Genomic DNA, 26,690 nt, shown 5'->3' with positions numbered 1-26,690 from the left:
ATAGCGGTGTGTCAGTCGGCACATGTATTGACTGACACACCGCTATCGCTAGCAGGCTAGCTCCCACAGGGGGTTGTGTGTATCCCCGACTTAACCCAACTCCCCCTGAACCCGATCCCGTCCCGCCTGTTTCGCCGCATACACCCCCGAGTCCGCCCGCAGCAACAGCGCATCCGCGCCCTCGTCGGCACGCCAACTGGCAATGCCGAAACTCGCCGTGACGACCCCGACATCGTCGATCGGTGAACTGCGCAAGCCCTGCCACAACTCCAGCGCCAGCCCATAGGCTTGTTCGCCATCGATGTCCGGGCAGAGCACCATGAACTCTTCACCGCCCAGGCGACAGAACACATCGGTGCGACGCAGGCGATTGCCGATGCGCTCGCACACCGCCTGCAACACCCGATCGCCCACGGCGTGGCCATGCTGGTCATTGATGCGTTTGAAATGGTCGATGTCGAGCATGATCACCGACAACTCGCCGCCACCGCGCTCCACACGAACCATCTCGGTGGTCAGGCGCTCCTGGAAGTAGCGACGGTTGTGGATCCCGGTCAGCGAGTCGGTGATCGACAGCGCCCGCAGCTCTTCTTCGACGCGCTTGAGGTCGGAGATGTCCGAGATGTAACCATGCCAGAGCACGCCACCGCCCGGCAGTTCCTCCGGGGTCGCTTCGCCACGGACCCAGCGCACCCCCCGCGTTGGCAACTGCACGCGGTATTCCTCGCGCCACGGACTGAGCGTGTCCGCCGACGCCCGGATCGAAGCGCGGACCCGGGTGGTGTCCTGGGGGTGAATCCGGGTGAAAATCGCTTCGGCATTGAGCAACAAGACATCCGGCTCGAGCTCGTAGATATCGCGGATGCCGTCGCTGGCGTAGATCACACTGAAGCGCCCGTCGAATTCCATCTTGAACTGGTAAATCCCGCCGGGCACATGGGCGCTGAGTTTCTTCAGGAGCAAATCCCGTGCGGCGAGCGCTTCGTACACGCGCTTGCGCTCGGTGACGTCGATGCAGATCGCCAGGTGCCCGACCCACAAACCTTGCTCGTCGAGCACTGGGGTCGCCAGCATGTTCACCGTCAACTGGCTGCCATCGCCACGCACCAGCGTCCACTCCCGCGCCTCGTGACCGCCCTCCTCGCCGCCCTCGACCAACATCGCCTGGCAGGTCGGAATCGGTTTGCCATAACGTGCACTCAACTCGGCCGAACGCGCGGCAAGTTCCCGGGGCAGGTGCAGGTTTTCCAGGGTCATGTGCCCCACCACTTCCACGCTTGAATAGCCGAGCATCTGCTCCGCCCCGGCGTTGAACGTGCTGATGACGCCGCGCAGGTCGGTGGCGATGATTGCCACCTGGGTCGCGGCATTCAACACGCCACGCAGTTGACCATGGGTACCGCGCAGCTCCTGCTCACGGGCACGCAACTCCTGGGTCCGTTGCTCGACCATTTTCAGCGCGCGTTGCCGCTGACTGACCAACACATAAAGCAGCGAGCTGAGCAGCAGACTGAGCAACCCGCCCAGCACCACCAGGCTGCTGACCGAAGAGTGGTTGGCTTGCAGGAAGGCCTCGCTGGGCTGGATGTCGACCTGATAGTCATGGTCGGCCAGCCGCAGCAGCCGGGTCGCGGACAACTCACTGACGGCAGGGCCGTTGGGCGATTCGTAAAGCACTTCGTGCTGTTCTTCGATGGACAGGTCGAGGATTCGCACTGACAGATAATCACGGCCCGCTTCCGGCAAGCCATCGGCCAGCAACTGCCGCATGCTGATCACCGCCATCACATAACCGTAAGGTTTCGTGTCTGGACTTTTGCGTGGCATGACCGGTGCCACCAGCAACACGCCCCGCGCATAAGCCGGCTCGATAGCGACAAGATGCATCGGCTGCGACACCGCCATCCGGCCATGCTGGTCCGCCCGGTCCAGGGTGGCACGGCGCAGGGGCTGCGCGGCCAGGTCGTAACCCAACGGTGAGCCGAGCTTGCTCTGGGTCTGGCTGTACAGCACCGCGACATACTCATCGCGCTCCGCCGCCAATTGCAGCTGACCGTCGGCATTGAGCTCACGAATGTTGAAATCGGGTACCCCCTCTTTCCGCACCCGACGCTCAAACTCCGCCCGCTCGGCACGACTGACCCGCAGGGCGAACGAATAGGCCTGAGTCCGGTGCAGCAAAGGTTGGGTGTAACCGTCGAATTCCTCGCGGGCAACCGAAGCGGAATTGACAAAGAACCGGCGCAGGCCATCGAGGCGCTGCTCCTGATCTTCGAAGCGTTCTTCGATACGGCTGTAACGTTCACTGGCCAGCAGTTGGAAACGTTGCCGCAATTGTTGGTGAAACAGATTCAGGGTCGACCAGGCGAGCAACCCGGTGAGAACCCCGCCGACGACCAATACAAACAGCGCGACCAGCCAGGCCGAGACGTCTTCACTGATAAAACCCAGGATCTTTGGGCGCACGGCGTGCAACGACATAGAGGCAACTCAAAACGCCAGGTGCCGGAAAAGCCCATTGGCCATGCGATGAGTTATAGCTATTAGCCATCAATTTGACCAGCACTGAAAGAAGCCAAGAGCCTTTAAAAATCAAGGCTCTGTGGATCCAATGCAAAAAACTGTCAACGCGCGGTGATTTTCCAGGCCCGGTGGATCTTGCCGTTGCGGGCGAAGTCCGGATCGATGGTCTGGGTCGTGATCTCCTCGACCGCGTAACGCTCGGTGAGGTTTTCCTCGAGCGCGAACTTGCGGAAGTTGTTGGAGAAGTACAACACGCCACCCGGCGCCAGTCGCGCCATGGCCAGGTCGATCAACTGCACCTGATCGCGCTGCACGTCGAAGATCCCTTCCATGCGCTTGGAGTTGGAGAAGGTCGGCGGGTCGATGAAGATCAGGTCGAACTCGTCACGGCAGGCATCCAGCCAGACCATCACGTCGCTCTGCTCCAGACGGTTCTTGTCGGAGAAACCGTTCAGCGACAGGTTGCGACGCGCCCAGTCGAGGTAGGTTTTCGACAAGTCGACGCTGGTCGTACTACGCGCGCCGCCCTTGGCTGCGTGGACGCTGGCCGTCGCGGTGTAGCAATACAGATTGAGGAAGCGCTTGCCGGCCGCCTCTTTCTGGATGCGCATGCGCATTGGCCGGTGGTCGAGGAACAGCCCGGTGTCGAGGTAGTCGGTGAGGTTGACCAGCAGCTTCACGCCGCCTTCGTTGACCTCGACGAACTTGCCTTGCGCCGCCTGGCGTTCGTACTGCTTGGTGCCGCTCTGACGCTCGCGACGCTTGACCACTACGCGGTTCTTGTCGATGTTCAACGCCTGCGGAATGGCTGCCAGTGCATCGAACATGCGCGCCGAGGCTTTTTCCGGGTCGATGGATTTCGGCGCGGCGTATTCCTGGACGTGGACCCAATCCTGATACAGGTCGATGGCCATCGAGTATTCCGGCATGTCGGCATCGTAGACGCGATAGCAGTCGATGCCTTCACGCTTGACCCACTTGCCCAGCGCCTTGAGGTTCTTTTGCAGACGGTTGGCAAACATTTGCCCGCCTTCGCTCAAACGCGGTTGCTCGATCACCGGAGCGGGTGCCGCGGCCGGTTTGATCGGGTTACCGTTTTTGTTGTACTGGCGTTCCTGCGGCTCGTTCGGTGCCTGATCGTATTCCGCCTGCTCGCGCTCGACTTGACGCTGTTCCGGGGTGCGACGCTCGCCGGTGACGAACTGATCCGGCGTGACCTTGATCAGCAGCAGCTTGCACGGCAACGCGCCGTTCCAGAACGAATACTGTTTGTGGCTGCGGATGCCCATGCGCTTGCCCAGGTCCGGCGCGCCGGTGAACACCGCCGCTTCCCAGTTCAGGCAGGCCTGACGCAGACGCTCGCCGAGGTTCTGGTAGAGGTAGAGCAGGCTCGCCTCGTCGCCCAGACGCTCGCCGTACGGTGGGTTGCAGATCACCAGGCCTTTCTGGTTCTGGTCCGGACGCGGCTCGAAGGTGCCGACTTCGCCCTGGTAGATCTTGATCCACTCGCTCAGGCCGGCACGCTCGACGTTGTTGCGGCCCGGTTGAATCAGGCGCGGGTCGGCTTCGTAGCCACGAATCCACAACGGTGGCTTGGCCAGACCGGCCGCAGCGCGCTCGGTGGCTTCTTCGTGAAGCTTTTTCCACAGCGCCGGCACGTGGCCAAGCCACGCGGTGAAACCCCACTGCTCGCGACGCAGGTTCGGTGCCATATCGGCGGCGATCATCGCCGCTTCGACGAGGAACGTACCGACACCGCACATCGGGTCAGCCAGCGCGCCGCCGTCGGCGGCAATGCGCGGCCAGCCGGAACGGATCAGGATGGCAGCCGCGAGGTTTTCCTTCAGCGGCGCCGCGCCTTGCTGCAGGCGGTAACCGCGCTGGTGCAGGCTGTGGCCGGAGAGGTCGAGGGACAGGATCGCTTCGCCACGGTCCAGGCGCAGGTGAATGCGCAGGTCCGGGTTGAGTTTGTCGATGGACGGACGGTCGCCCTGCGGAGTGCGCAGTTTGTCGACGATGGCGTCTTTGACTTTCAGGGCGCCGAAGTGCGTGTTATCGATGCCCGAACCGTGACCGCTGAACTCGACGGCCAGGGTGCCGTCGTTGAGCATGTGGTCTTGCCACTCGATATCGAGCACGCCGTGATACAGGTCTTCGGCGTCCTTCATCGGGAAACGCTTGAGCACCAGCAGCACCCGGTTCGCCAGACGCGACCACAGGCACAGGCGATAAGCGGTTTCCATGGTCGCCATGCCGCGCACGGCAGAGGTGTGCTCACGCGCTTCTTCAAGGCCAAGCCCGACGGCTTCCTCGATGAGCAGGCCTTCGAGGCCTTTGGGGCAAGTGAGGAAGATTTCGAATTGATCGGACATTGGAATTTCAGAGCCTTTGGCTAAGTGAACCGACAACGCATTGCCGGCCCGGTTTTCAATCAGGCGCTTTTCTAAAAGAGCGCCCGCGTGGCACGAAGGTGTGCCGTCCCACCCGTGCTGCTCAGGTTAGAAGAGCTTAGATGCACGGGCAGATAAAAAAGTTGATGCAACAAAATGTCATAACTCGACCCTTCGTCGAATAATGCCCGAGACCAACGCGAGGCATTCTCACTAAAGGATTAACCCCATCATCCTGCGGGGGGCCGATCATACAGGGCTTTGGCTAATAAACACGGGACAAACATCGTGTTACTTATGGCCATAGCATCTTTATGGTTACGTCCTTATGACAAAACGATCATTCCCTCGATGTGACGCATTGGTTAGAACTCAATACAGGTTGGCGCCACAACGGACGTCAACACCTTGGCTCGCCACGCCGGCAGCGAGCCCCCCAACGGCAGACATTTCTGCCAGACCTCGATTGAGGTCAACGCGATACATACAGTCAACAAGTGAGGGCAACACCCTATGAGAAGACTTAAGCGTGATCCGTTGGAAAGAGCATTTTTACGCGGATATCAATATGGCGTTGGTGGCAAATCCCGTGAGCTTTGCCCATTTACTCTACCGTCAGTACGCCAAGCCTGGATTAACGGCTGGCGAGAAGGACGCGGCGACAACTGGGACGGTATGACCGGCACTGCGGGAATCCATAGACTCAACGAACTTCACGCCGTCGGCTAACACAGGGCACACACTCCGACACGACAACCTGATTACGTAACGACTTACCACGCACGCCCCATCCGGGCGGCGGGCTTCGGCCCAGGGGCTCCTTCAAGGGGCCCTTTTTTATGCCTGCATTCTGACAAAACACATTCCCCTTGTAGGAGCCGGCTTGCTGGCGATGGCGTCCTATCAGGCGATACATGTGTCGCTGCCCCACCGCTATCGCCAGCAAGCCGGCTCCTACAAGGGTTATGCAATGCTGCGAAAGCGATCTCGAGGACGCCAACGACCTTGTAGGAGCACGGCTTGCCGGCGAAAGCGATCGTCAGGACGCCTTCGCCGGCAAACGGAACGCCGCCCGGCCGCTCCTACAAGTACGGGGTTTAGCGCAGGGCGGCGATGGCGTCCACGGACTCGCGAATCAGCGCCGGGCCTTTGTAGATGAAGCCGGAATAGAGCTGCACCAGGCTCGCACCCGCCGCGATTTTCTCGGCGGCATGCTTGCCTTCGGTGATGCCGCCCACGGCGATGATCGGCAAACGACCCGCCAACTCGGCCGCCAGCACCTTCACGGTGTGGGTGCTCTTGTCACGAACCGGCGCCCCGGACAGACCGCCCGCCTCGTCACCGTATTCCATGCCTTCGACGCCAACGCGGCTCAGGGTGGTGTTGGTGGCGATCACCGCGTCCATCCCGGTTTCGATCAGCGCTTGAGCGACTTGTGCGGTTTCTTCGTCGGTCATGTCCGGTGCGATCTTGATCGCCAACGGAACATGTTTACCGTGACGCAACGCCAGCTCGGCACGACGAGTCGCCAGGTCAGCCAGCAATTGCTTGAGCGAATCACCGAACTGCAGGCTGCGCAGGCCCGGGGTGTTCGGCGAGCTGACGTTGACCGTCACATAGCTGGCGTGGGCATAGACCTTGTCCAGGCAGATCAGGTAGTCGTCGACCGCACGCTCGACCGGGGTATCGAAGTTCTTGCCGATGTTGATGCCCAGCACGCCCTTGTACTTGGCCGCAGCCACGCGGGCCAGCAGGTGATCGACGCCGAGGTTGTTGAAGCCCATGCGGTTGATGATCGCTTCAGCTTCCGGCAAACGGAAAATCCGTGGTTTCGGATTGCCCGGCTGTGGACGTGGCGTGATGGTGCCGATTTCGACAAAACCAAAACCCAACTGGGCAAAACCGTCGATGGCCGCGCCGTTCTTGTCCAGACCGGCAGCCAGACCCACCGGGTTCGGGAAGTCCAGGCCCATGACGCTCACCGGCATTTTTGCCGGCGCCTTGCACAGCAAGCCGTTGAGGCCCAAACGCCCGCCCGCGCCGATCAGGTCCAGGGACAGATCGTGGGAGGTTTCCGGGGAAAGTTTGAACAACAGCTGACGGGCCAGGGTGTACATGGGCGGCGTTGACTCGAATGGCGGCGAAATGAGGCGGCGATTATAGCCGGGCATCGGGGTCGCAAGCGAGGCGCGCGACAAAATCAGCAAGCGATGGCATATGCCTTGCACCAACACAGGCATCAGCACTCATGCCAACGACGGGATGAGTGGAAGGACAATGGCGTCGTCACCCGGCTTTGCTTGCGCGAAGGCCTGGGACGACGTTTTTTTTGAAGGTGTTTTGCCATGAATGAAACCACAGCGGGCCCACTGGCCTGGGTCAACGGCAGCGATGCCCCGGAAAAGACCGACATCAACCTCGGTTTCATGGCCTTGAGCGATTGCGCCTCGGTGGTGGTCGCCGCCACTCAGGGCTTCGCCCAGCCCTACGGCCTGACCTTGAACCTCAAGCGCCAGTCTTCCTGGGCCAACCTGCGGGACAAACTGGTCAGCGGCGAACTCGATGCCGCCCACAGCCTGTACGGTTTGATCTACGCCGTGCACCTGGGCATCGGCGGCGTGGCGCCGACCGAGATGGCGGTGCTCATGGGCCTGAACCAGAACGGCCAGAGCATCAACCTTTCCCACGGCTTGCAGGCGCTGGGCGTGACCGGTCCTGAAGCACTGGACCGCCACGTGCACCAAACTCGCCCAAAACTCACCTTCGCCCAGACTTTTCCGACCGGCACCCACGCCATGTGGCTGTATTACTGGCTGGCGAGCCAGGGCATTCATCCGCTGCACGACGTCGACAGTGTGGTGGTGCCGCCGCCGCAAATGGTCGCGCACCTGCAAGCCGGGCGAATCGACGGTTTCTGCGTCGGTGAACCCTGGTCCGCCAGCGCCGTGAAACACAATCTCGGCTTCACCATGGCAACGACCCAGACCATCTGGCCCGATCATCCGGAAAAAGTCCTCGGCTGCACCCGCGCCTTCGTCGAGCAATATCCCAATACCGCCCGGGCGCTGGTGAAGGCGATTCTGGAGGCCAGCCGCTTCATTGAAGAAAGCGTCGAGAATCGCCGCAGCACCGCGCAGTTGCTGAGCGCCCCCCAATACCTGGACGCGCCGCTCGACTGCATCGAACCGCGCCTGCTCGGCGACTACGCCGACGGCCTCGGCAACCGCTGGCAAGACCTGCACGCGCTGCGCTTCCATGGCGCTGGCGAGGTCAATCAGCCTTACCTGTCCGATGGCATGTGGTTCATGACCCAGTTCCGTCGCTGGGGTTTGCTGCGCGACGACCCGGACTACCTCGCCGTGGCCCGTCAGGTCCAGCAACTAGACTTGTATCGAGAGGCAGCCAGCGCGGTCGATGTCGATTCTTCGGCCAGGGAAATGCGCAGCAGCCAGTTGATCGACGGCAAAATCTGGGACGGCTCGGACCCGGCCGGGTATGCCCGCAGCTTCAAACTGCACGCCATGAGCGACAGCTCGCCCCTACTCGCCAGCCGCTGACAGGAGACTACGAACATGCTGCGTATCCTGCTGATCAACGACACCGCGAAGAAAGTCGGCCGCTTGAAGGCCGCCCTGACCGAAGCCGGATTCGAGGTCATCGACGAGTCCGGCCTGACCATCGACCTGCCCGCGCGCGTCGAAACGGTGCGTCCGGATGTGATTTTGATCGATACCGAGTCACCGAGCCGCGATGTGATGGAGCAAGTGGTGCTGGTGAGTCGAGACCAGCCACGGCCGATTGTGATGTTTACCGACGAACATGACCCCGACGTGATGCGTCAGGCGATCAAGTCCGGGGTCAGCGCCTACATCGTCGAAGGCATTCACGCACAACGCTTGCAGCCGATTCTCGACGTGGCCATGGCACGCTTCGAAAGCGACCAGGCCCTGCGCGCGCAACTGCACGCCCGCGACCAGCAACTGGCCGAGCGCAAGCGCATCGAGCTGGCCAAGGGGCTGCTGATGAAGATGAAGGACTGCAACGAAGAAGAGGCCTACACGCTGATGCGCCGCCAGGCCATGAGCCGGCAGCAGAAGCTGATTCAGGTGGCGGAGCAGATCATTGCGATGAGTGAGCTGCTCGGCTGAAGGCCCCTTCGCGGGCAAGCCTCGCTCCTACAGAGGAATTGCGTTCGAACTGTAGGAGCGAGGCTTGCCCGCGAAAGGGTCGACTCGATCTCGGACTGTTGGCACAAATCTCGCTAAGCAATCACTACAGGTAACCAACGGCGGTTGCCCCACCTACGACAAAGACGTCGCTCACCTCATTTGCCCATGGCGAATCGGGTGGCGGCGTTTTTTTGTTTTGGCCCCACAGACCGGGGCCGGTGGTGCGGCCGTTGCGGCCCCCCACCTGCAAGCTCATGACTCCTTCTCGAGACGACTCACAGCTGAGGTGCGCGATGAATTCAAGCTTCTGGAAATCCGGCCATACCCCGACCCTGTTCGCGGCCTTCCTCTATTTCGACCTGAGTTTCATGGTCTGGTACCTGCTCGGCCCTCTGGCGGTGCAGATTGCCGCCGACCTGCACCTGACCACCCAACAACGCGGGCTGGTGGTGGCCACGCCGATTCTGGCCGGGGCCGTACTGCGCTTTATCATGGGCATGCTGGCGGATCGCCTGTCGCCAAAAACCGCCGGGCTGATCGGCCAGGTGATCGTCATCTGCGCCCTGTTCGTCGCGTGGAAGCACGGCATTCAAAGTTACGAACAAGCGCTGCTGCTGGGCCTGTTCCTCGGCATGGCGGGCGCGTCGTTCGCCGTGGCCCTGCCGCTGGCGTCGCAGTGGTATCCGCCGCAGCATCAAGGCAAGGCCATGGGCATCGCCGGGGCCGGTAACTCGGGCACCGTGCTGGCCGCGCTGATCGCTCCGGTGCTGGCCGCCGCGTTCGGCTGGAGCAACGTGTTCGGCTTCGCGCTGATCCCGCTGATCCTGACCATCATCGTCTTCGCCTGGCTGGCCAAAAACGCGCCTGAGCGGCCGAAAGCCAAGTCGGTATCCGACTACTTCAAAGCCCTGGGCGACCGCGACAGCTGGTGGTTCATGTTTTTCTACAGCGTGACCTTTGGCGGCTTCATCGGCCTGGCCAGCGCCCTGCCCGGCTACTTCAACGACCAATACGGCCTGAGCCCGGTGACAGCCGGTTACTACACGGCGGCCTGCGTGTTTGGCGGCAGTTTGATGCGTCCTCTGGGCGGCGCACTGGCCGACCGCTTCGGCGGGATTCGCACACTGCTGGCGATGTACACGGTGGCGGCGATCTGCATTGCGGCGGTGGGTTTCAACTTGCCGAGTTCCTACGCGGCGCTGGCACTTTTCGTCTGCACGATGCTCGGCCTGGGTGCCGGTAACGGCGCGGTTTTCCAATTGGTCCCGCAACGTTTTCGTCGCGAAATCGGTGTGATGACCGGTTTGATCGGCATGGCCGGTGGCATCGGCGGCTTCGCCCTCGCGGCGGGCATGGGCGCGATCAAGCAAAGCACCGGCAGTTATCAACTGGCGCTGTGGTTGTTCGCCAGCCTCGGCGTCCTCGCCTGGTTCGGTCTGCACGGTGTGAAGCGCCGCTGGAGAACCACTTGGGGTTCGGCGGCCGTCACTGCTGCGCGGGTGTGAGGGCTGAATGAGCCTGCAACTGAGTTTTGCCGAAGCCAGCGCCATCGGTCCGCGCGAGGAGAACCAGGACGCCCTGCGCCTGGTGACGCCGGCCCCGGCACTGGCGGCGAGCAAGGGCTACCTGTTCGCCATCGCCGACGGCGTCAGCCAGTGCGCCGATGGCGGCCTCGCGGCACGTTCGACCTTGCAGGCGCTGGCGCTGGACTACTACGCCACCCCGGAAACCTGGGGTGTCGCCCAGGCACTGGACCGTTTGCTGCTGGCGCAAAATCGCTGGCTGCAGGCCAATGGCGGTGGGCAACCGCTGTTGACCACGGTCAGTGCCCTGGTCGTGCGCGGCAGGCGTTTTACCTTGGCGCATGTCGGGGACTGCAGGGTTTATCGCTGGCACGCCGATCAATTGCAGCGGGTCACGGAGGACCACGTCTGGGATCAACCGGGCATGCAGCATGTGCTCAAACGGGCGCTCGGCCTCGATCAGCATCTGGTGCTGGATTTTCTCGATGGCGAACTGCGGCTGAATGAGCATTTCGTGCTGCTCAGCGACGGCATCTGGGCCGTGTTGGGCGACACCGCGATTGCCGCGATTCTGCGCGATCAACCGGATCTGCACAGCGCCGCGCAAACCCTGGTGAATGCGGCGCATCTGGCGGGCAGTCAGGACAACGCCAGCGCGTTATTGGTGCGGGTCGATGCCCTCGGTGAAACGAGCATCGGCGATGCGTTGATTCATGTGCAGCAATGGCCACTGCCGCCAGCGCTGAAACCGGGCCAGACGTTTGAGGGCTGGCACGTCGAAGGAATACTCGGCCAAAGCCAGCAGTCGCTGCTCTATCGGGTGCGCGACGCTCAGCAACAACCCTGGCTGCTGAAAACCCTGCCCGGCGCGTTGCGCGACGATCACCTGGCCGGGCAAGCCTTGCTGTCGGAGGAATGGTTTCTCAAGCGCGTGGCTGGCCGGCATTTCCCTGAAGTCCATGCCGCCAGTCAGCGTCAGCATTTGTACTACGTAATGCGTGAATATTCCGGCTCGACTTTGGCGCAACTGGCTGAGCGAGCCACAACGCTGCCGCTGGCCCAATGGCAGGATCTGGCGGAACGTTTGCTGCGGGCGGTCGGGATGTTGCATCGACGGCAGATTCTGCATCGCGACATCAAACCGGAGAATTTGCTGCTGGGGGATGACGGCGAACTGCGGCTGCTGGATTTCGGCCTGGCCTATTGCCCTGGCCTGTCTGAAGATCAGGCCTCGACCCTGCCCGGAACACCCAGCTACATTGCGCCGGAAGCTTTTCGCGGTGACGCGCCGAGCCCGCAACAGGATCTGTATGCGGCCGGCGTGACCTTGTATTTCCTGCTCACCGGGCATTATCCCTACGGCGAAATCGAAGCGTTCCAGCGTCCACGGTTTGGTGTACCGGTCAGCGCCAGTCGTTACCGCCCGGACCTGCCCGAGTGGATCGCACAAAGCCTGGAGCGTGCTGTGGCGGCGGACCCGGCGGAGCGATTCGAAACTGCGGAAGAATGGTTATTGGTGCTGGAACAGGGTGAACGACGCAGTTTGAGCGTACGGCCCCGGCCGCTGCTGGAGCGCGAGCCAGTGAAGGTCTGGCGGACGTTGGCGTTGGTGGCGCTACTGGTGAATGTGGTGCTGCTGGTTTTGCTGTTTCGCGGCTAGACCGAGTCGCGCCTTTCGCGAGCAAGCTTCGCTCCTACAGGTTGCGGGTTGATCGACCTGTAGGAGCTGAGCTTGCTCGCGAAGGCGGACTGACAGCCAACACAAATCCATCAGCAACCCGCTCCATTAGCGGGCACCACGCTTCGATTCGGTGCAGAAGCCCCCTTTGATTAAGCACTCCGAGCCAACAAAACCGGGTGTAGGTCAACTTGGCACAACCACTGCATTACCTCTCTCAACAGACATAAAGCCCAGCCTTCAACGACGAAGGATGCGCTTCCCGAGATAACGGGACCAGGACAAAGGCGTCCTCGCTAGGCAACTAGCGGGACGCCTTTTTTTGTTTGCGCAAAATTTGTCGAGCACGACCTGAACGCCCTGTCGAGGCGGGTCCGAGCTCCCCGGAGAACCTGATGAAAAAACTAAAACTGGTGATGATCGGCAACGGCATGGCCGGGGTTCGCACCCTGGAAGAGCTGCTCAAGCTGAGCAACGAGCTGTACGACATCACGGTCTTCGGTGCCGAACCCCATACCAACTACAACCGCATCCTGCTGTCGCCGGTACTGGCCGGCGAGCAAACCTTCGAAGAGATCGCGCTCAACGACCTGGACTGGTACCTGGACAACAACATCAAGTTGCTGCTCAACCGCAGAGTCGTAGAGATCGACCGGATCAAACGTCGGGTCATCGCCGACGACGGCACCGAGGCCGAATACGACCGCCTGCTGATTGCCACCGGCTCGACCCCGTTCATCCTGCCGATCCCGGGCAACACGTTGCACGGCGTGATCGGCTACCGCGACATCGCCGACACCCAAGCCATGATCAACACCGCAAAAACCCACAAGCACGCGGTGGTCATCGGCGGCGGCCTGCTCGGCCTGGAAGCGGCCAATGGCCTGATGCTGCGCGGCATGCACGTCACCGTGGTGCACAACGGTGAATGGTTGCTGGAACGGCAACTGGACAGTGTCAGCGGCCGCTTGCTGCAAACCGCGCTTGAGGACCGTGGCCTGCACTTTCGCCTGTGCGAGCAAACCCAGGCCTTGCACGATGCCGGCAATGGCCGGGTCGGCTCGGTCGAGTTCAAGAACGGCGACCGCATCCCCGCCGACCTGGTGGTGATGGCCGCCGGCATCCGCCCCGCGACCGAGCTCGCGGAGCGCTCCGGCCTCCCGTGCAACCGTGGGATTCTGGTCAACGACACCCTGCAAACCTACGACCCACGGGTTTACGCCATCGGCGAATGCGCCAGCCATCGCGGCATCGCCTACGGCCTGGTGGCGCCGCTGTTCGAACAGGCCAAGGTCTGCGCCAATCATCTCGCACAGCTTGGCTTCGCCAGCTACAAAGGCTCGGTGACCTCGACCAAATTGAAAGTCACCGGCATCGACCTGTTCTCCGCCGGCGATTTCATGGGCGGCGAAGGTACCGAAACCATCACCCTTTCCGACCCGATCGGCGGGATCTACAAAAAACTGGTGATCAAGGACGACGTGCTGGTCGGGGCCTGCCTGTACGGCGACACGGCCGATGGCGGTTGGTATTTCCGGCAGATTCGCGAGAACCGGAATATCGACGAAATCCGCAATCACCTGATGTTTGGTGAAGCCATGCGGGAAGCCAGCTGATGAACCGCCAGATCACCGCCTCCACCTGTTGCTACTGCGGGGTCGGCTGCGGCGTGCTGATCGAGCATGACGGCGAGCGCATCCTCGGCGTCAGCGGCGATCCGGCCCACCCGGCCAACTTCGGTAAGCTGTGCAGCAAGGGCTCAACCCTGCACTTGACCGGCGACCTCGCAGCCCGAGCGCTGTACCCGGAACTGCGCCTGGGCAAAGGCCTGGCCCGCAGCCGCACCGACTGGGACACCGCCCTCGATCACGCCGCCAGCGTGTTCGCCGAAACCATCGCCGAACATGGTCCGGACAGCGTGGCGTTTTACATCTCCGGGCAGTTACTGACCGAGGATTACTACAGCTTCAACAAACTGGCGCGAGCGTTGGTCGGCACCAACAACATCGACAGCAATTCGCGCCTGTGCATGTCATCGGCAGTGGTCGGCTACAAGCGCAGCCTCGGTGCCGACGCACCGCCATGCAGTTACGAAGACCTTGAGACAAGCGACTGCGTGATGATCGTCGGCAGTAACATGGCCTACGCCCACCCGGTCCTGTTTCGTCGCCTGGAAGAGGCCAAATCCCGCCGACCACAGATGAAAGTCATCGTCATCGACCCGCGTCGTACGGATACCTGCGACTTGGCTGACCTGCATCTGGCGATTCTTCCCGGCACCGATGTCGCCTTGTTCCATGGGATTTTGTACCTGCTGCTGTGGGAAGGCTGGATCGACCGCGACTTCATCGAGACCCACACCGAAGGCCTGGCTGAACTGAAAAACCTGGTGCGCGACTACACGCCGCCAATGGTCTCGCAGCTGTGCGGGATCAGCGTCGAGCAACTGCAGCAATGCGCCGAGTGGGTCGGCACCTCGCCGAGCTTTCTGTCGCTGTGGTGCATGGGACTGAACCAGTCCACCGCCGGCAGTGCGAAAAACAGTGCCTTGATCAACCTGCACCTGGCCACCGGGCAGATCGGCCGTCCCGGCGCAGGACCTTTCTCCCTGACCGGTCAGCCGAATGCCATGGGTGGCCGCGAAACCGGCAGCCTGTCGAACCTGCTGCCAGGCCATCGCGAAGCGGCCAATGCCGAGCATCGCGCAGAAGTCGCAGCCTACTGGGGCGTGGATCAACTGCCGGCAAACACCGGGCTCACCGCGATCGAATTGTTTGAGCAGGTTCGTAACGGAACCATCAAAGCCCTGTGGATCGCCTGCACCAACCCCGCGCAGTCGATGCCGGACCAGAGCGCCGTGCGCGAGGCGCTGCAAGCCTGCCCGTTCGTGGTATTGCAGGAAGCCTTTCGCACCACCGAAACCGCCGCGTTCGCCGATCTACTGCTGCCTGCCGCCAGTTGGGGTGAAAAAGACGGCACGGTGACCAACTCCGAACGGCGGATTTCCCACGTTCGCCGGGCGATTGTCGCCCCCGGAGAAACGCGTTCCGACTGGGCAATTACAGTGGATTTCGCACAGCGCCTGGAAAAATACCTGCGCCCCGGACAACCCAGTCTGTTTGCGTTCGACACCCCGGCGCAGGTCTTCGATGAGTACAAACTCCTGACGCGCGACCGGGACCTGGATTTGTCCGGTATCAGTCATGAGCTGATTGATCGTCTCGGTCCACAGCAATGGCCGTTTCCCGCCGGCGCCCGTGAAGGTACGGCCCGACTGTATCGGGACGGAATTTTCCCGACCGCCAACGGGCGTGCCCGGTTCGTGGCCGATCCGTACCTTGCCGCCAAGGAACAACGCGATGGGCAATTCCCGCTGACCCTGATCACCGGCCGCCTGCGCGATCAATGGCACGGCATGAGCCGCACCGGCACTGCCGCGCAGTTGTTCGGTCATGTCAGCGAGGCCGTGCTGAGCCTGCACCCGGATGATTTGCATCGCCATGGACTGCAACCGGAAGAACTGGTCAGTTTGAAAAGCCGTCGCGGCGCGGTGATTGTCGCCGTCGGCAGCGATGACAGCGTGCGTCCGGGCCAGGCGTTTCTGCCGATGCACTGGGGCGACCGGTTCCTGAAGGGCGGGGTCAATGCGCTCACCCAACCGGCGTTCGATCCGTTATCGAAACAACCGGAACTCAAACACAGCGGCGTACGAATCGACCCCGTGCATTTGCCCTGGAACCTTTTCGTACTGATTGAGGGCGATGTTCAACAGCATTTTGAGACGCTACGACCGCTCTGTGAGGCGTTTTCCTACGTCAGCCTCAGCCTTACCGGTCGTGAGCGCCCTGCGCTGCTCATACGCGCTGCCAGCGCCACAGCGCCAGATCCGCAATTGTTATGCGAAATCGACCGCTGCCTTGGGCTCAATGAAGGGCCGGTCCTGGCGTACGACGACCCACGGCGCGCCATCGGCAAACGGGTGCGGATCGAGCATGGCCGGATCACCGCGATTCGCCTGGCTGGCGAAACCCTCGCACAGCACTGGCTGCAGGACCTTTGGCTGGAAGGTCGCGCCGATGAACAACTGCGGCGCTGGCTGCTTGCACCACTGAGCGCACCACCGGGCAACGCCACCACATCGGTTGCCGGCACTAAAACCCTGTGCAACTGCAAAAACGTCAGCCAAGGCGCGGTCTGTGCCGGTATCCGTCGGGGCCTGGATTTGCAGGGGTTGAAACAGGAATTGGGCTGCGGCACGCAATGCGGCTCGTGCGTCCCGGAAATCAAGCGTTTGCTGGCCACCACGGCACAGCCGATCGCCGTCATCTCGTGAGGAAAACACTATGAACGCAAAAGTCTGGCTGGTGGGTGCGGGTCCTGGTGACCCGGAATTGCTGACCCTCAAAGCCGTCAGGGCGTTGAGCGAAGCGGATGTGGTGCTGATCGACGATCTGGTGAATGGCGCCGTGCTGGAACATTGCCCGCAGGCGCGGATCATTCCGGTGGGCAAGCGCGGTGGCTGTCGCTCGACGCCTCAGGCGTTCATTCATCGATTGATGCTGCGTTATGCCCGCCACGGCAAATGCGTGGTGCGGCTCAAGGGTGGCGATCCGTGCATTTTTGGGCGGGGCGGTGAAGAAGCGCAGTGGCTGCGCGAACGCGGGGTCGACGTGGAGCTGGTCAATGGCATCACCGCCGGGCTGGCCGGTGCGACGCAATGCGATATTCCGCTGACCCTGCGGGGCGTGGCGCGCGGCGTGACGCTGGTCACGGCCCACACTCAGGATGGCAGCAGCCTGAATTGGCAAGCCCTGGCGCAAAGTGGCACAACGCTGGTGGTGTACATGGGCGTGGCGAAGCTCAGTGAAATTCGCGAGCAACTGCTGGCCGGAGGGATGGCGGCGGATACGCCGGTGGCGATGATTGAAAACGCTTCCCTGCCGCATCAACGGGAATGTCGGAGCGATCTGACAGCGATGGAGGAAGATGCCTGCGCCTTTGAGTTGAAAAGCCCGGCGATTCTGGTGATCGGTGTTGTAGCGGCACGCCCCGAAACCTGTAGGAGCCAGCTCGCTGGCGAAGAACTTGAGATCACCGCAGCGTGTCAGGCTTAAAGCGTCATCGTTGACGACCATCGCCGGCAAGCCGGCTCCTACAGGGGGGCCGGTGATTCGAAAACCCAAATCGCAGACAAAGAAAAGCCCGGCCTAAGCCGGGCTTTTCTCAGAGCTGCGGGCTAATTACTTAGCTTGAGCTTCAACCTGCGCTTCTACGCGACGGTTTACAGCGCGGCCAGCGTCAGTTTTGTTGTCAGCAACTGGGCGGGATTCGCCGTAGCCAACAGACTGAACGCGGGACGATTCAACACCGTACTGGTTGGTCAGAACTTGCTTAACGGCGTTTGCACGACGCTCAGACAGTTTCTGGTTGTAAGCGTCAGGACCGACGTTGTCAGTGTGACCTTCAACAGTAGTGGTGGTGGATGGGTACTGCTTCATGAAGTCAGCCAGGTTCTTGATGTCGCCGTAGCTGTTGGTTTTAACAACAGATTTGTCGAAATCGAACTTAACGTCCAGCTCAACACGAACGACTTCGGCAACTGCTGGGCAGCCATCAGCGTCAACAGTTACGTTGGCTGGGGTGTCCGGGCACTTGTCAACGTTGTCGCAAACGCCATCGTTGTCGCTGTCGGAGCAGACTTCAGCTGGTGCTGGAACTGGAGCAGCTGCAGGCTTGGAGCCGCCACCGAAGTTCACACCGATACCGACGCTTGGAGCCCACTCGGTGTCACCTTGGTCGATGTTGTACTGAGCTTCAACGCCGGCACGGGCGTAGAAATTGTCAGTGAAGTACAGCTTGGCACCGCCGCCAACGTTGGCGAAGGTGGAACCGTTACGACCACCGCGATCGTTCTGACCGATGCTCTGATCGGAGAAGCCGGCCGAAACGTACGGACGCAGCATGTCGCCTGGGTTGTTGAAGTGGTACAGAGCGTCCAGGGCAGTGTTGGAGCCCTTGATGTTCTTGCCCGACTCGCTACGAACGTTGTGCACTTCGTCGTAGCCCAGACGCAGTTCAACGTCGTCGGTCAGGAAGTAACCAACCGAACCACCGAACAGGTTGCCGTCGTTTTTGAAATCGCGCTGGCTATCGTAATACTCTTTCTTTGCAAAGCCTTCGATTTCAACTGCGCCTTGGCCTTGTGCCAATGCGCCGAACGAAGTGGCCGCAATAAGAGAACCAATGGCCAAGCCCAAGGTGTTTTTCAGTTTCATCCGTTAAATCCCCATCTGGTGATTGTGAAGCAGTCCCGCAAACCGGGGGACAACTCGGCGGCAAGTCTATCAGAACTTGCCTACACGTAAGAGATATTTGCGCCGAACTAAGTTTCAGCAATGCCTGCAAATTTCTCACGCAATTTGTCTAGAGCGCGTTTGTAACGCATTTTTGTCGCACTCAAACCCATGTGCATGATGTCTGCGATCTCCTGAAACTCTAGCTCTGCGACAAATCGTAGCACCAGAATTTCACGGTCAATCGGGTTCACATACACTAGCCAGCGATCAAGCCCGCCCTTCTCCTCGGGTTTCGGCGCCTTTTCTTCAGACGCTTCCTCGAGGGGGTCCAGACTCAATGCGTCCATCAAGCGACGCTTTCGCCGTTCTTTCCGATACTGTGTGATGCACTCGTTGTACGTGATGCTATATAGCCATGTCTTGAACTTCGATTTACCTTCGAAGTTCTTCAAGCCATACAACACCTTCAACATCACTTCCTGACAGACATCGTCTGCATCGCGATCGTTCCCAAGATATCGTGCACAAACGTTAAATAATGTTCGTTGGTAACGGCGCATCAATTCTTCATAGGCGCGCGTTACGTGAAACAGCTCGGTATGCGAGCGCGCGACCAACTCCTCATCAGAGAGCTCGCGGGGGTCGTAGCGCGTGGAGAGCGATTGAGCTTTATTCAAAACAAGTCTGGCCGACAGTCAGGTCAATGTCCGCCGCAGCCCTTCAGGGCATTTTGCGGCGGCATACATTAGCAGGGTTTGCCGGGTTAGCGGCTACTCACATGCTGCTCCAGGAGAATCCGATTAGAGAGAGAGACTAGCTCACCCTCATCGGTCAGCAATGTGGTCTTAACCGTGCCGATCTCTTCGATCTGACCTTCGACCTCGCCAACACGCACTTGTTGCCCAACCTGATACAACTCACGCACATAGATTCCCGCAAGAATCTGACCGGCAATTTCCCGGCTTCCCAACCCCATGGCCAGCGCCACTGCCAGACCAACGGTAATCAAAACAATCACAATCACATGGTTGAGCAGGTCAGTCTTGACCTCCAACTGGCTGATTGCGACCGAAATACTGATGATAATCACCAGGCCCTGGGCAATTCGCCCCAGCCCGGCGGCGTAATCCAGCCCTACGCCCTCTGCCGCACCTCGCACCAGCCCATTGGCCAGTTGTGCCAGCAAAACACCTACCAGCAGCACCAGCGCGGCGCCAAACACTTTCGGCAAATACAGCGCAAGCATGTCCAGCGTAGCCGAAACTCGCTCAAGTCCAAGCGATTCTGCTGCGGAAACCAGAAAAATCAGCAAAACGAACCAATAGACAATTTTGCCTATCAGCGTCGAAATCGGCACTTGAAGGCCGGCCCGGGACAGCAATTTTGTCAGACCGGTGCCGCCCATCAAGCGGTCGAGACCGAGCTTGGCGAGCAACTTGGACAGCAAAGTATCCAAAAGTTTCGCTACGACGAAACCCAACAGCAGCACGACCAGTGCGCCGAACAGGTTCGGAATGAAATTCGCAACCTTGGTCCATAACGCAGTCATTGCAGTGACGAGGCTCTGAGTCCAGAGATCAAGTTCCATATTCAATCAGCCTTATCAGCAGTGCGAACGGTAGGTTTACGGTGACGGGAAACCGGCGAGACGTGAGCCGATCCGTTGTTCAAGGCAATCATCAGCGCGGGCAACCAGCGGCCCAGCAGGCTGAACAGATCACCAGCGCCGACCTGGCGGTTGGCGGTTTTCAGGACGCGCCCAAGACACGCATCGTCGTCGCGGGTGGACGGCGAAGCGTTCAGCATGTCACGCAAAGACTGTTCAAACGGATCGTGCATACGCACCTCTCGTGATGTCTGTGAAAGACGCGGTCAAATTTACCCGGGTCACATGGCGCATCGTCATACCCAGCGCAAACGTCGGAATAACCACCACTGCCCCAGTGCCACCGAGATCATCATCAGGCAGGCAATCAGGAAGCCATACGGGCTGGCAGAGAACGGAATACCGCCGACGTTGATACCCAAAAGACCGGTCAGAAAACTCATCGGCAAAAAGATTCCGGTGATGATCCCGAAGCGGTACATCGTGCGATTCATGCGCACGCTCAAACGTCTGTCCTCGGCCTCGAGGACCAGCCCCACCCGCTCCCGCGTCAATTCCAGCTCCTCGAGATAGCGGGTCAGGCTGTTGTTCAATTCGTTCCAGTAGTCGCCGTCATCTTCGACAAACCAGGGCAGTTTTATCCGGGTCAGTTGTCCGAAAATATCCCGCTGCGGTGCCAGGAAACGTTTCAGCGCAGCAGCCCTGCGACGGATCTGCAAAATGGAGTCATGCTCGGGCGAATACCGTTCGTCGGCATCCAGTTTTTCTTCTTCCTCATCGACCACTTCCGAGAGGCAACTGACCAGATCCTGCACTTTGTTGGTGAGGTACTGGGCCATATAAAGGATGAGTTCGGAGGCAGTCTTCGGCCCCTTGCCTTCCGCGAGCTGCACCAGCAACTCGTCGGTGGCGCGCAATGGACGCAGGCGCAGGGAAATAACCCGCTGTGCCGAGGCGAAGATCCGCACCGAGACCATGTCTTCCGGCTCGGCCCCGGGGTTGAGGTTGACCCCACGCAAAAATAGCAGCAGTTCGCTGTCGGAAAGCTGTAAGAGACGCGGACGGGTGTTCTCTTCCAGCAGCAGATCACAGCTGAATTCGCTCAGACCGCTGGATTTGCGCAGCCAGGTCTGGGTTTGCGGGTGACTGCGATCCCAGTGCAGCCACAGGCTTTCATGGGCCTGAAGCTGCAAGTCATCGAGTTCAGTCCGGGCTATCGAACGCGCACCGCCTTTACCGTCCAGCACCAGGGCATGCACCAGCCCCCACTGCGCGTTTTCTTCCTCGAACATCCTCACCCCTTCGGTTGGCGCAACGCTTATTCAGGCATCTTCAGCGGGCTTGGCGAGATGATCACGCCATTATTGTCCGCATAAATGTATTCGCCTGGACGGAACGTCACACCGGCAAACGTCACCACAACGTTGAGATCGCCAATGCCACGCTTGTCGGTTTTCATCGGGTGACTGGCCAGGGCCTGAACGCCCAGATCAGTCTGCGCGATGACATCGACGTCGCGGATGCACCCGTAGATCACCATCCCTTCCCAACCGTTTTTAGCGGCTTTCTCGGCGATCATGTCGCCCAGCAGCGCACGACGCAGGGAACCGCCACCATCGACCACCAACACCTTGCCATTACCCTTGAGTTCGGCTTGCTCCTTGACCAGCGAGTTGTCTTCGAAGCACTTGATGGTCACGATTTCGCCGCCGAAGGAATCACGGCCGCCGAAATTGCTGAACATCGGTTCCAGCACCTGTACCAGTTCCGGATAGGCGTCGCACAGGTCAGGCGTGAGGTAATGGTTCATCGAGAAACTCCTGTAAAGAGGAAGACAATCGAGGATGTCGCAAAGTGACCAGAAAAGCTCAATGCGTCATATCTTAGCCGCAAGCCGATCAGAGCGGAATGCCCTTGATAGAGCATCGGGCTCAGACTGCCGAGGCCAAATCCGCTTTTTCACCGAGCAAAGGCGTGTGCTGGTCCGACAGCCAACGCGCCACCAACGGCCAGACTTCGGCTTGAGCCGCTTTGCTGACCAACATTTCCACGTGACCGAAATTGTCGCCAAAGCCCTGCTCGCGGCCAAGGTTGATGAATTGTTTGTGCTCGGAACCGATCTGATCAAACAACTTGCGGCACGCCCACGCTGGATCCTGATGATCGCTGACGGCACTCACGGCCAACACAGGGCTCTGAACGTCAGCCAATCCGGCCCACCAATCCTTGTCGGCATCGCCAAAACGCCCGAACAGGCCATACCAACGCATGCTTTCCAGGGCCAGGCCAATCGGCTCGTCCTCCGGGCCGCGCTTGAGCCGTGAACCGGACAATTGGGCGAAACGCTTGAGAATGAAGCGCCCGCTCCACTCCACCGGCGGAATTTTCAACGGCCAATAGGTGCGGCTGACTTGCGTACCGAAGAATGCCGCAGACGCGACGACCGGTTCCCCGATGTACCCGCCACCCAAGGCTGCCGCCAGGGTAATGCCACCCAGCGAGTGACCGATCCAGTGCGGAACCTGGCCGCTCTGCTCGCGCACGAACGCGCCAATGGCCGGCAGATCGTAACGAGCGTAGTCGGCGACGCGGTTCTTGCGATAATTCTGGTTGCGCTGGGACAGGCCATGACCGCGCATTTCCGCGATCCACACATCAAATCCCAGACGCGCCAGATAAGCGCCCAACCCCAGGCCTTTTGGGGAGAACCAGAAGCGCCGATTGGAAAAGCTGCCGTGCAACAGAATCACCGGCACACCACCGTGCGCGGGTGCGTCTGCCATGCCCAGACGGGTCACGGCCAGTTCCACGGTGCCGTCAGGGCTGTTGCCGGGTTTCAAACGATAGACGTCTTCGCTCAGATCACCGCGCCGCTCGGCGCTGATCAGGGCGACAGGAAATAGGTTGCTGCTGCTTTGCATAGTCTCTTGCACAAAAAAGGGCGGCATCCAGAGGAGCCCGCCCTACTTCAATCTCTTAAAACGGCCGCCCCCTGTAGGAGCACAGCTTGCTGGCGATGGCGATTTTGAAGACGCCATCGCGGGCAAGCCTTGCTCCTACAGTGAGCGAGCCGTTCCCACACCATCAAGCCGAAGCTTGACCTTCAGCCAGGAAGAACCAGGTTTCCAGTACGGAATCGGGGTTCAACGAAACGCTTTCGATGCCCTGCTCCATCAGCCACTTGGCCAGATCAGGGTGGTCCGAAGGCCCCTGACCGCAGATACCGATGTACTTGCCCGCCTTGTTGCACGCAGCAATGGCGTTCGCCAGCAGCTTCTTGACCGCAGGGTTACGCTCGTCGAACAGGTGAGCGATGATCCCGGAGTCACGGTCCAGGCCCAGCGTCAGCTGAGTCAGGTCGTTGGAGCCGATGGAGAAACCGTCGAAGAACTCAAGGAATTCTTCCGCCAGAATCGCGTTGGACGGCAGTTCGCACATCATGATCACGCGCAGACCGTTGTCGCCACGGGCCAGACCGTTTTCGGCCAGCAGGTCGACGACCTGGCTCGCTTCGCCCAGGGTACGGACGAACGGCACCATGATTTCAACGTTGGTCAGGCCCATCTCGTTGCGCACACGCTTGAGGGCGCGGCACTCGAGCTCGAAGCAGTCACGGAACGATTCGCTGATGTAACGCGAGGCGCCACGGAAGCCCAGCATCGGGTTTTCTTCTTCCGGCTCGTAAAGCTTGCCGCCGATCAGGTTCGCGTATTCGTTGGACTTGAAGTCCGACAGACGCACGATGACCTTTTTCGGATAAAACGCAGCCGCCAGTGTGCTGATGCCTTCGACCAGTTTCTCGACGTAGAAGCCGACCGGATCGTTGTAACCGGCGATGCGCTTGTCGACGCTGTCCTTGATTTCCTGCGGCAGGCCGTCGTAGTTCAGCAGCGCTTTAGGGTGCACACCGATCATGCGGTTGATGATGAATTCCAGACGGGCCAGGCCCACACCGGCGTTCGGCAGTTGCGCGAAGTCGAAGGCGCGATCCGGGTTGCCGACGTTCATCATGATCTTGAACGGCAGATCCGGCATGGCATCCACGGAGTTCTTCTTGATGTCGAAGCCCAGCTCACCTTCGAAGATGTAACCGGTGTCGCCTTCCGCGCAGGAAACGGTCACGCCCTGGCCGTCTTTCAGCAGTTGGGTGGCGTTGCCGCAACCGACCACGGCCGGAATGCCCAGTTCGCGAGCGATGATCGCCGCGTGGCAGGTACGACCGCCACGGTTGGTGACGATGGCGCTGGCGCGCTTCATGACCGGTTCCCAGTCCGGGTCGGTCATGTCGGAAACCAGCACGTCGCCTGGCTGGACTTTGTCCATCTCGGACACGTCCTTGATGATCCGCACTTTGCCGGCACCGATGCGCTGGCCGATGGCGCGACCTTCAACCAGCACGGTGCCGGTTTCTTTCAACAGGTAACGTTCCATGACGTTGGCCTGGGTGCGGCTCTTCACGGTTTCAGGACGGGCCTGAACGATGTAGAGCTTGCCGTCGTCGCCGTCTTTGGCCCATTCGATGTCCATCGGGCACTGGTAGTGCTTCTCGATGATCATCGCTTGTTTGGCCAGTTCGCTGACTTCGGCGTCGCTCAGGCAGAAACGTGCGCGATCGGCCTTGTCGACGTCGATGGTCTTGACCGACTTGCCGGCCGTGGCGACTTCGCCGTAGATCATCTTGATGGCTTTGCTGCCCAGGTTGCGACGCAGGATGGCCGGACGACCGGCGGCCAGCGTGCCTTTGTGGACGTAGAACTCATCCGGGTTCACCGCGCCTTGTACGACGGTTTCACCCAGGCCGTAGGCGCCGGTGATGAACACCACGTCACGGAAGCCCGATTCGGTATCGAGGGTGAACATCACGCCGGCGGTGCCGGTTTCGGAGCGGACCATGCGCTGCACGCCAGCCGACAGGGCGACCAGCTTGTGGTCGAAGCCCTGGTGCACGCGGTAGGAGATCGCACGGTCGTTGAACAGCGAAGCGAACACCTCTTTGGCGGCGCGAATGACGTTTTCGACACCACGGATGTTCAGGAAGGTTTCCTGCTGACCGGCGAAGGAAGCGTCCGGCAGGTCTTCGGCGGTAGCGGAAGAGCGCACGGCCACGGCCATGTCAGGGTTACCGGCCGACAGCGTGGCGAACGCGGTGCGGATCTCGGTGTTGAGCTTCTCGGGGAACTCGGCTTCCATGATCCATTGACGGATCTGGGCGCCGGTCTTGGCCAGGGCGTTGACATCATCGACGTCCAGGGCGTCGAGGGCGGCGTGGATCTGATCGTTCAGGCCGCTCAGTTCCAGAAAATCACGATAAGCCTGAGCTGTCGTGGCGAAGCCACCGGGCACCGATACACCGGCACCTGCAAGGTTACTGATCATCTCGCCCAGGGATGCGTTCTTGCCCCCCACATGCTCAACATCGTGTTTGCCGAGCTTATCGAGGGAAACTACGTACTCTACCAAGGTGATCTCTCCACTAACTGTGTTGGAAAAGCTCAGAAGCCGGCGCTCGAAAGGAGCATTTGCCGGCTGTATGGCCTGGACCTGGAAAATAAGTGAGAATGCGGGCCACTAGAGGCCGGCAAACCGCGCCTATCATATCCAAGATTCGTCACTAGCTTAAGGCCCAAGGTGCAAATGAAACGATCTGCTTTCTTTATCTCCGATGGCACCGGCATTACCGCCGAAACCCTGGGTCAAAGCCTCCTGGCGCAGTTCGAAAACATTACCTTCAGCAAATTCACGCGGCCGTACATCGACAACGTGGATAAAGCGCGGGCCATGGTACAACAAATCAACAAGGCCGCCGAAACCGACGGCTTCCGGCCGATCATATTCGACACCATCGTCAACCAGGACATTCGTGAGATCCTCGCGACGTCCAATGGTTTCATGATCGACATTTTCTCGACTTTCCTGGCACCGCTTGAACAGGAACTGACCGAGCATTCTTCCTACACTGTCGGCAAGTCTCACTCTATCGGTGGCAACTCCAATTACATGGAACGCATCGAGGCGGTGAACTTCGCCCTCGACAACGACGACGGTGCGCGCACGCATTATTACGACAAGGCCGACCTGATCCTAGTGGGGGTGTCGCGTTGTGGTAAGACGCCGACGTGCCTGTACATGGCGATGCAATTCGGCATCCGCGCGGCCAACTATCCGCTGACCGAAGACGACATGGAGCGCCTGACGCTGCCAAACGCCCTGCGCGCCCACCAGCACAAGTTGTTCGGACTGACCATCGACCCGGACCGCCTGACCGCGATCCGCAACGAGCGCAAGCCCAACAGCCGCTATTCGAGCTACGCGCAGTGCGAGTTTGAAGTGCGCGAAGTGGAGAACCTGTTCCGCCGCGAGAATATTGCGCACATCAACTCCACGCATTTTTCGGTGGAAGAGATTTCGGCGAAGATTCTGGTGGAGAAAGGTGTGGAGCGGCGGTTCAAGTAGTTATTCAGCGTCTGCCAGGCCGCCATCGCGAGCAGGCTCGCTCCCACAGGGG

19 protein-coding genes and 2 pseudogenes are annotated in these 26,690 nt (G+C 60.4%); 9 read left to right on the top strand and 12 right to left on the bottom strand.

Going from position 1 to position 26,690, the window contains the following annotated elements:
- Positions 1–90: 90 nt before the first annotated feature.
- The gene (locus K5R88_RS30420) at positions 91–2,481 is read right to left on the bottom strand and encodes a sensor domain-containing diguanylate cyclase (protein ID WP_226298881.1); all 2,391 of its coding nucleotides are present in this window, start codon (positions 2,479–2,481) and stop codon (positions 91–93) included.
- Between the two features lie 143 nt (positions 2,482–2,624).
- Positions 2,625–4,895, bottom strand: coding sequence for a bifunctional 23S rRNA (guanine(2069)-N(7))-methyltransferase RlmK/23S rRNA (guanine(2445)-N(2))-methyltransferase RlmL (rlmKL, locus tag K5R88_RS30415; RefSeq protein WP_008027386.1), 2,271 nt, complete (start codon positions 4,893–4,895; stop codon positions 2,625–2,627).
- Positions 4,896–5,426: 531 nt separating this feature from the next.
- Here rlmKL and rmf point away from each other — a divergent pair.
- Positions 5,427–5,642, top strand: coding sequence for a ribosome modulation factor (rmf, locus tag K5R88_RS30410; protein ID WP_003223300.1), 216 nt, complete (start codon positions 5,427–5,429; stop codon positions 5,640–5,642).
- A gap of 368 nt (positions 5,643–6,010) precedes the next feature.
- Here rmf and K5R88_RS30405 read toward each other — a convergent pair whose 3' ends face one another.
- A complete protein-coding gene (locus K5R88_RS30405) occupies positions 6,011–7,030 on the bottom strand; it encodes a quinone-dependent dihydroorotate dehydrogenase (RefSeq protein WP_032832392.1) in 1,020 nt (339 codons plus the stop codon).
- 228 nt (positions 7,031–7,258) lie between these two features.
- Between K5R88_RS30405 and K5R88_RS30400 the strand changes: the two genes are divergently transcribed.
- The 7 genes and pseudogenes from K5R88_RS30400 to cobA all read left to right on the top strand — a co-directional run bounded on the left by K5R88_RS30400 (position 7,259) and on the right by cobA (position 17,397).
- Positions 7,259–8,470: a CmpA/NrtA family ABC transporter substrate-binding protein gene (locus K5R88_RS30400; protein ID WP_008027389.1), complete on the top strand. Its 1,212-nt coding sequence runs from the start codon at positions 7,259–7,261 to the stop codon at positions 8,468–8,470.
- Positions 8,471–8,485: 15 nt separating this feature from the next.
- Entirely contained in the window at positions 8,486–9,061 is a 576-nt protein-coding gene (locus K5R88_RS30395) for an ANTAR domain-containing response regulator (protein WP_008027390.1), read from the top strand.
- Positions 9,062–9,375: 314 nt separating this feature from the next.
- Positions 9,376–10,587, top strand: coding sequence for a nitrate/nitrite transporter (locus tag K5R88_RS30390; protein ID WP_008027395.1), 1,212 nt, complete (start codon positions 9,376–9,378; stop codon positions 10,585–10,587).
- A 7-nt stretch (positions 10,588–10,594) separates the two neighbouring features.
- Positions 10,595–12,265 carry a bifunctional protein-serine/threonine kinase/phosphatase gene (locus K5R88_RS30385; RefSeq protein WP_226298880.1) on the top strand — a complete coding sequence of 557 codons (1,671 nt, stop codon included), beginning with the start codon at positions 10,595–10,597 and terminating at the stop codon, positions 12,263–12,265.
- 413 nt (positions 12,266–12,678) lie between these two features.
- A pseudogene (locus K5R88_RS30380) lies at positions 12,679–13,878 on the top strand (NAD(P)/FAD-dependent oxidoreductase); the annotation flags it as partial.
- A 20-nt stretch (positions 13,879–13,898) separates the two neighbouring features.
- Positions 13,899–16,616 (top strand): nitrate reductase, encoded by a 2,718-nt coding sequence (locus K5R88_RS30375; protein ID WP_226298879.1) that lies wholly within the window; start codon positions 13,899–13,901, stop codon positions 16,614–16,616.
- 10 nt (positions 16,617–16,626) lie between these two features.
- Positions 16,627–17,397: a uroporphyrinogen-III C-methyltransferase gene (gene cobA / locus K5R88_RS30370; RefSeq protein ID WP_226298878.1), complete on the top strand. Its 771-nt coding sequence runs from the start codon at positions 16,627–16,629 to the stop codon at positions 17,395–17,397.
- On the opposite strand, the pseudogene K5R88_RS30365 reads toward cobA, so the two are convergent.
- The 9 genes and pseudogenes from K5R88_RS30365 to ppsA all read right to left on the bottom strand — a co-directional run.
- Positions 17,335–17,466: pseudogene (locus K5R88_RS30365) on the bottom strand (outer membrane lipoprotein carrier protein LolA); the annotation flags it as partial. The gene cobA and the pseudogene K5R88_RS30365 sit on opposite strands and share 63 nt — an antisense overlap.
- Before the next feature lie 57 nt (positions 17,467–17,523).
- The gene (locus K5R88_RS30360) at positions 17,524–18,558 is read right to left on the bottom strand and encodes an OmpA family protein (RefSeq protein WP_008027405.1); all 1,035 of its coding nucleotides are present in this window, start codon (positions 18,556–18,558) and stop codon (positions 17,524–17,526) included.
- Between the two features lie 107 nt (positions 18,559–18,665).
- Positions 18,666–19,256: an RNA polymerase sigma factor SigX gene (gene sigX / locus K5R88_RS30355; protein ID WP_017337463.1), complete on the bottom strand. Its 591-nt coding sequence runs from the start codon at positions 19,254–19,256 to the stop codon at positions 18,666–18,668.
- A gap of 86 nt (positions 19,257–19,342) precedes the next feature.
- Positions 19,343–20,167 carry a mechanosensitive ion channel family protein gene (locus K5R88_RS30350; protein WP_008027407.1) on the bottom strand — a complete coding sequence of 275 codons (825 nt, stop codon included), beginning with the start codon at positions 20,165–20,167 and terminating at the stop codon, positions 19,343–19,345.
- A 2-nt stretch (positions 20,168–20,169) separates the two neighbouring features.
- On the bottom strand, positions 20,170–20,418 hold the full coding sequence (locus K5R88_RS30345) for a hypothetical protein (RefSeq protein ID WP_007944521.1): 249 nt from the start codon (positions 20,416–20,418) through the stop codon (positions 20,170–20,172).
- 63 nt (positions 20,419–20,481) lie between these two features.
- Positions 20,482–21,477 carry a zinc transporter ZntB gene (locus K5R88_RS30340; RefSeq protein ID WP_008027409.1) on the bottom strand — a complete coding sequence of 332 codons (996 nt, stop codon included), beginning with the start codon at positions 21,475–21,477 and terminating at the stop codon, positions 20,482–20,484.
- A gap of 26 nt (positions 21,478–21,503) precedes the next feature.
- On the bottom strand, positions 21,504–21,995 hold the full coding sequence (gene rraA, locus K5R88_RS30335; protein WP_008037775.1) for a ribonuclease E activity regulator RraA: 492 nt from the start codon (positions 21,993–21,995) through the stop codon (positions 21,504–21,506).
- Positions 21,996–22,116: 121 nt separating this feature from the next.
- Entirely contained in the window at positions 22,117–23,106 is a 990-nt protein-coding gene (locus tag K5R88_RS30330) for an alpha/beta fold hydrolase (protein ID WP_032832384.1), read from the bottom strand.
- A 163-nt stretch (positions 23,107–23,269) separates the two neighbouring features.
- A complete protein-coding gene (ppsA, locus tag K5R88_RS30325; RefSeq protein WP_008027416.1) occupies positions 23,270–25,645 on the bottom strand; it encodes a phosphoenolpyruvate synthase in 2,376 nt (791 codons plus the stop codon).
- 174 nt (positions 25,646–25,819) lie between these two features.
- Here ppsA and ppsR point away from each other — a divergent pair, with 174 nt between their 5' ends.
- Entirely contained in the window at positions 25,820–26,638 is an 819-nt protein-coding gene (gene ppsR, locus K5R88_RS30320; protein ID WP_008027418.1) for a posphoenolpyruvate synthetase regulatory kinase/phosphorylase PpsR, read from the top strand.
- Positions 26,639–26,690 lie beyond the last annotated feature (52 nt).

It is taken from the genome of Pseudomonas sp. MM213 (assembly GCF_020423045.1).
Classification (GTDB): Bacteria; Pseudomonadota; Gammaproteobacteria; order Pseudomonadales; family Pseudomonadaceae; genus Aquipseudomonas; species Aquipseudomonas migulae.
Note: the sequence above shows the minus strand (reverse complement) of the source record. Positions and strands in the feature narration are given on the sequence as shown.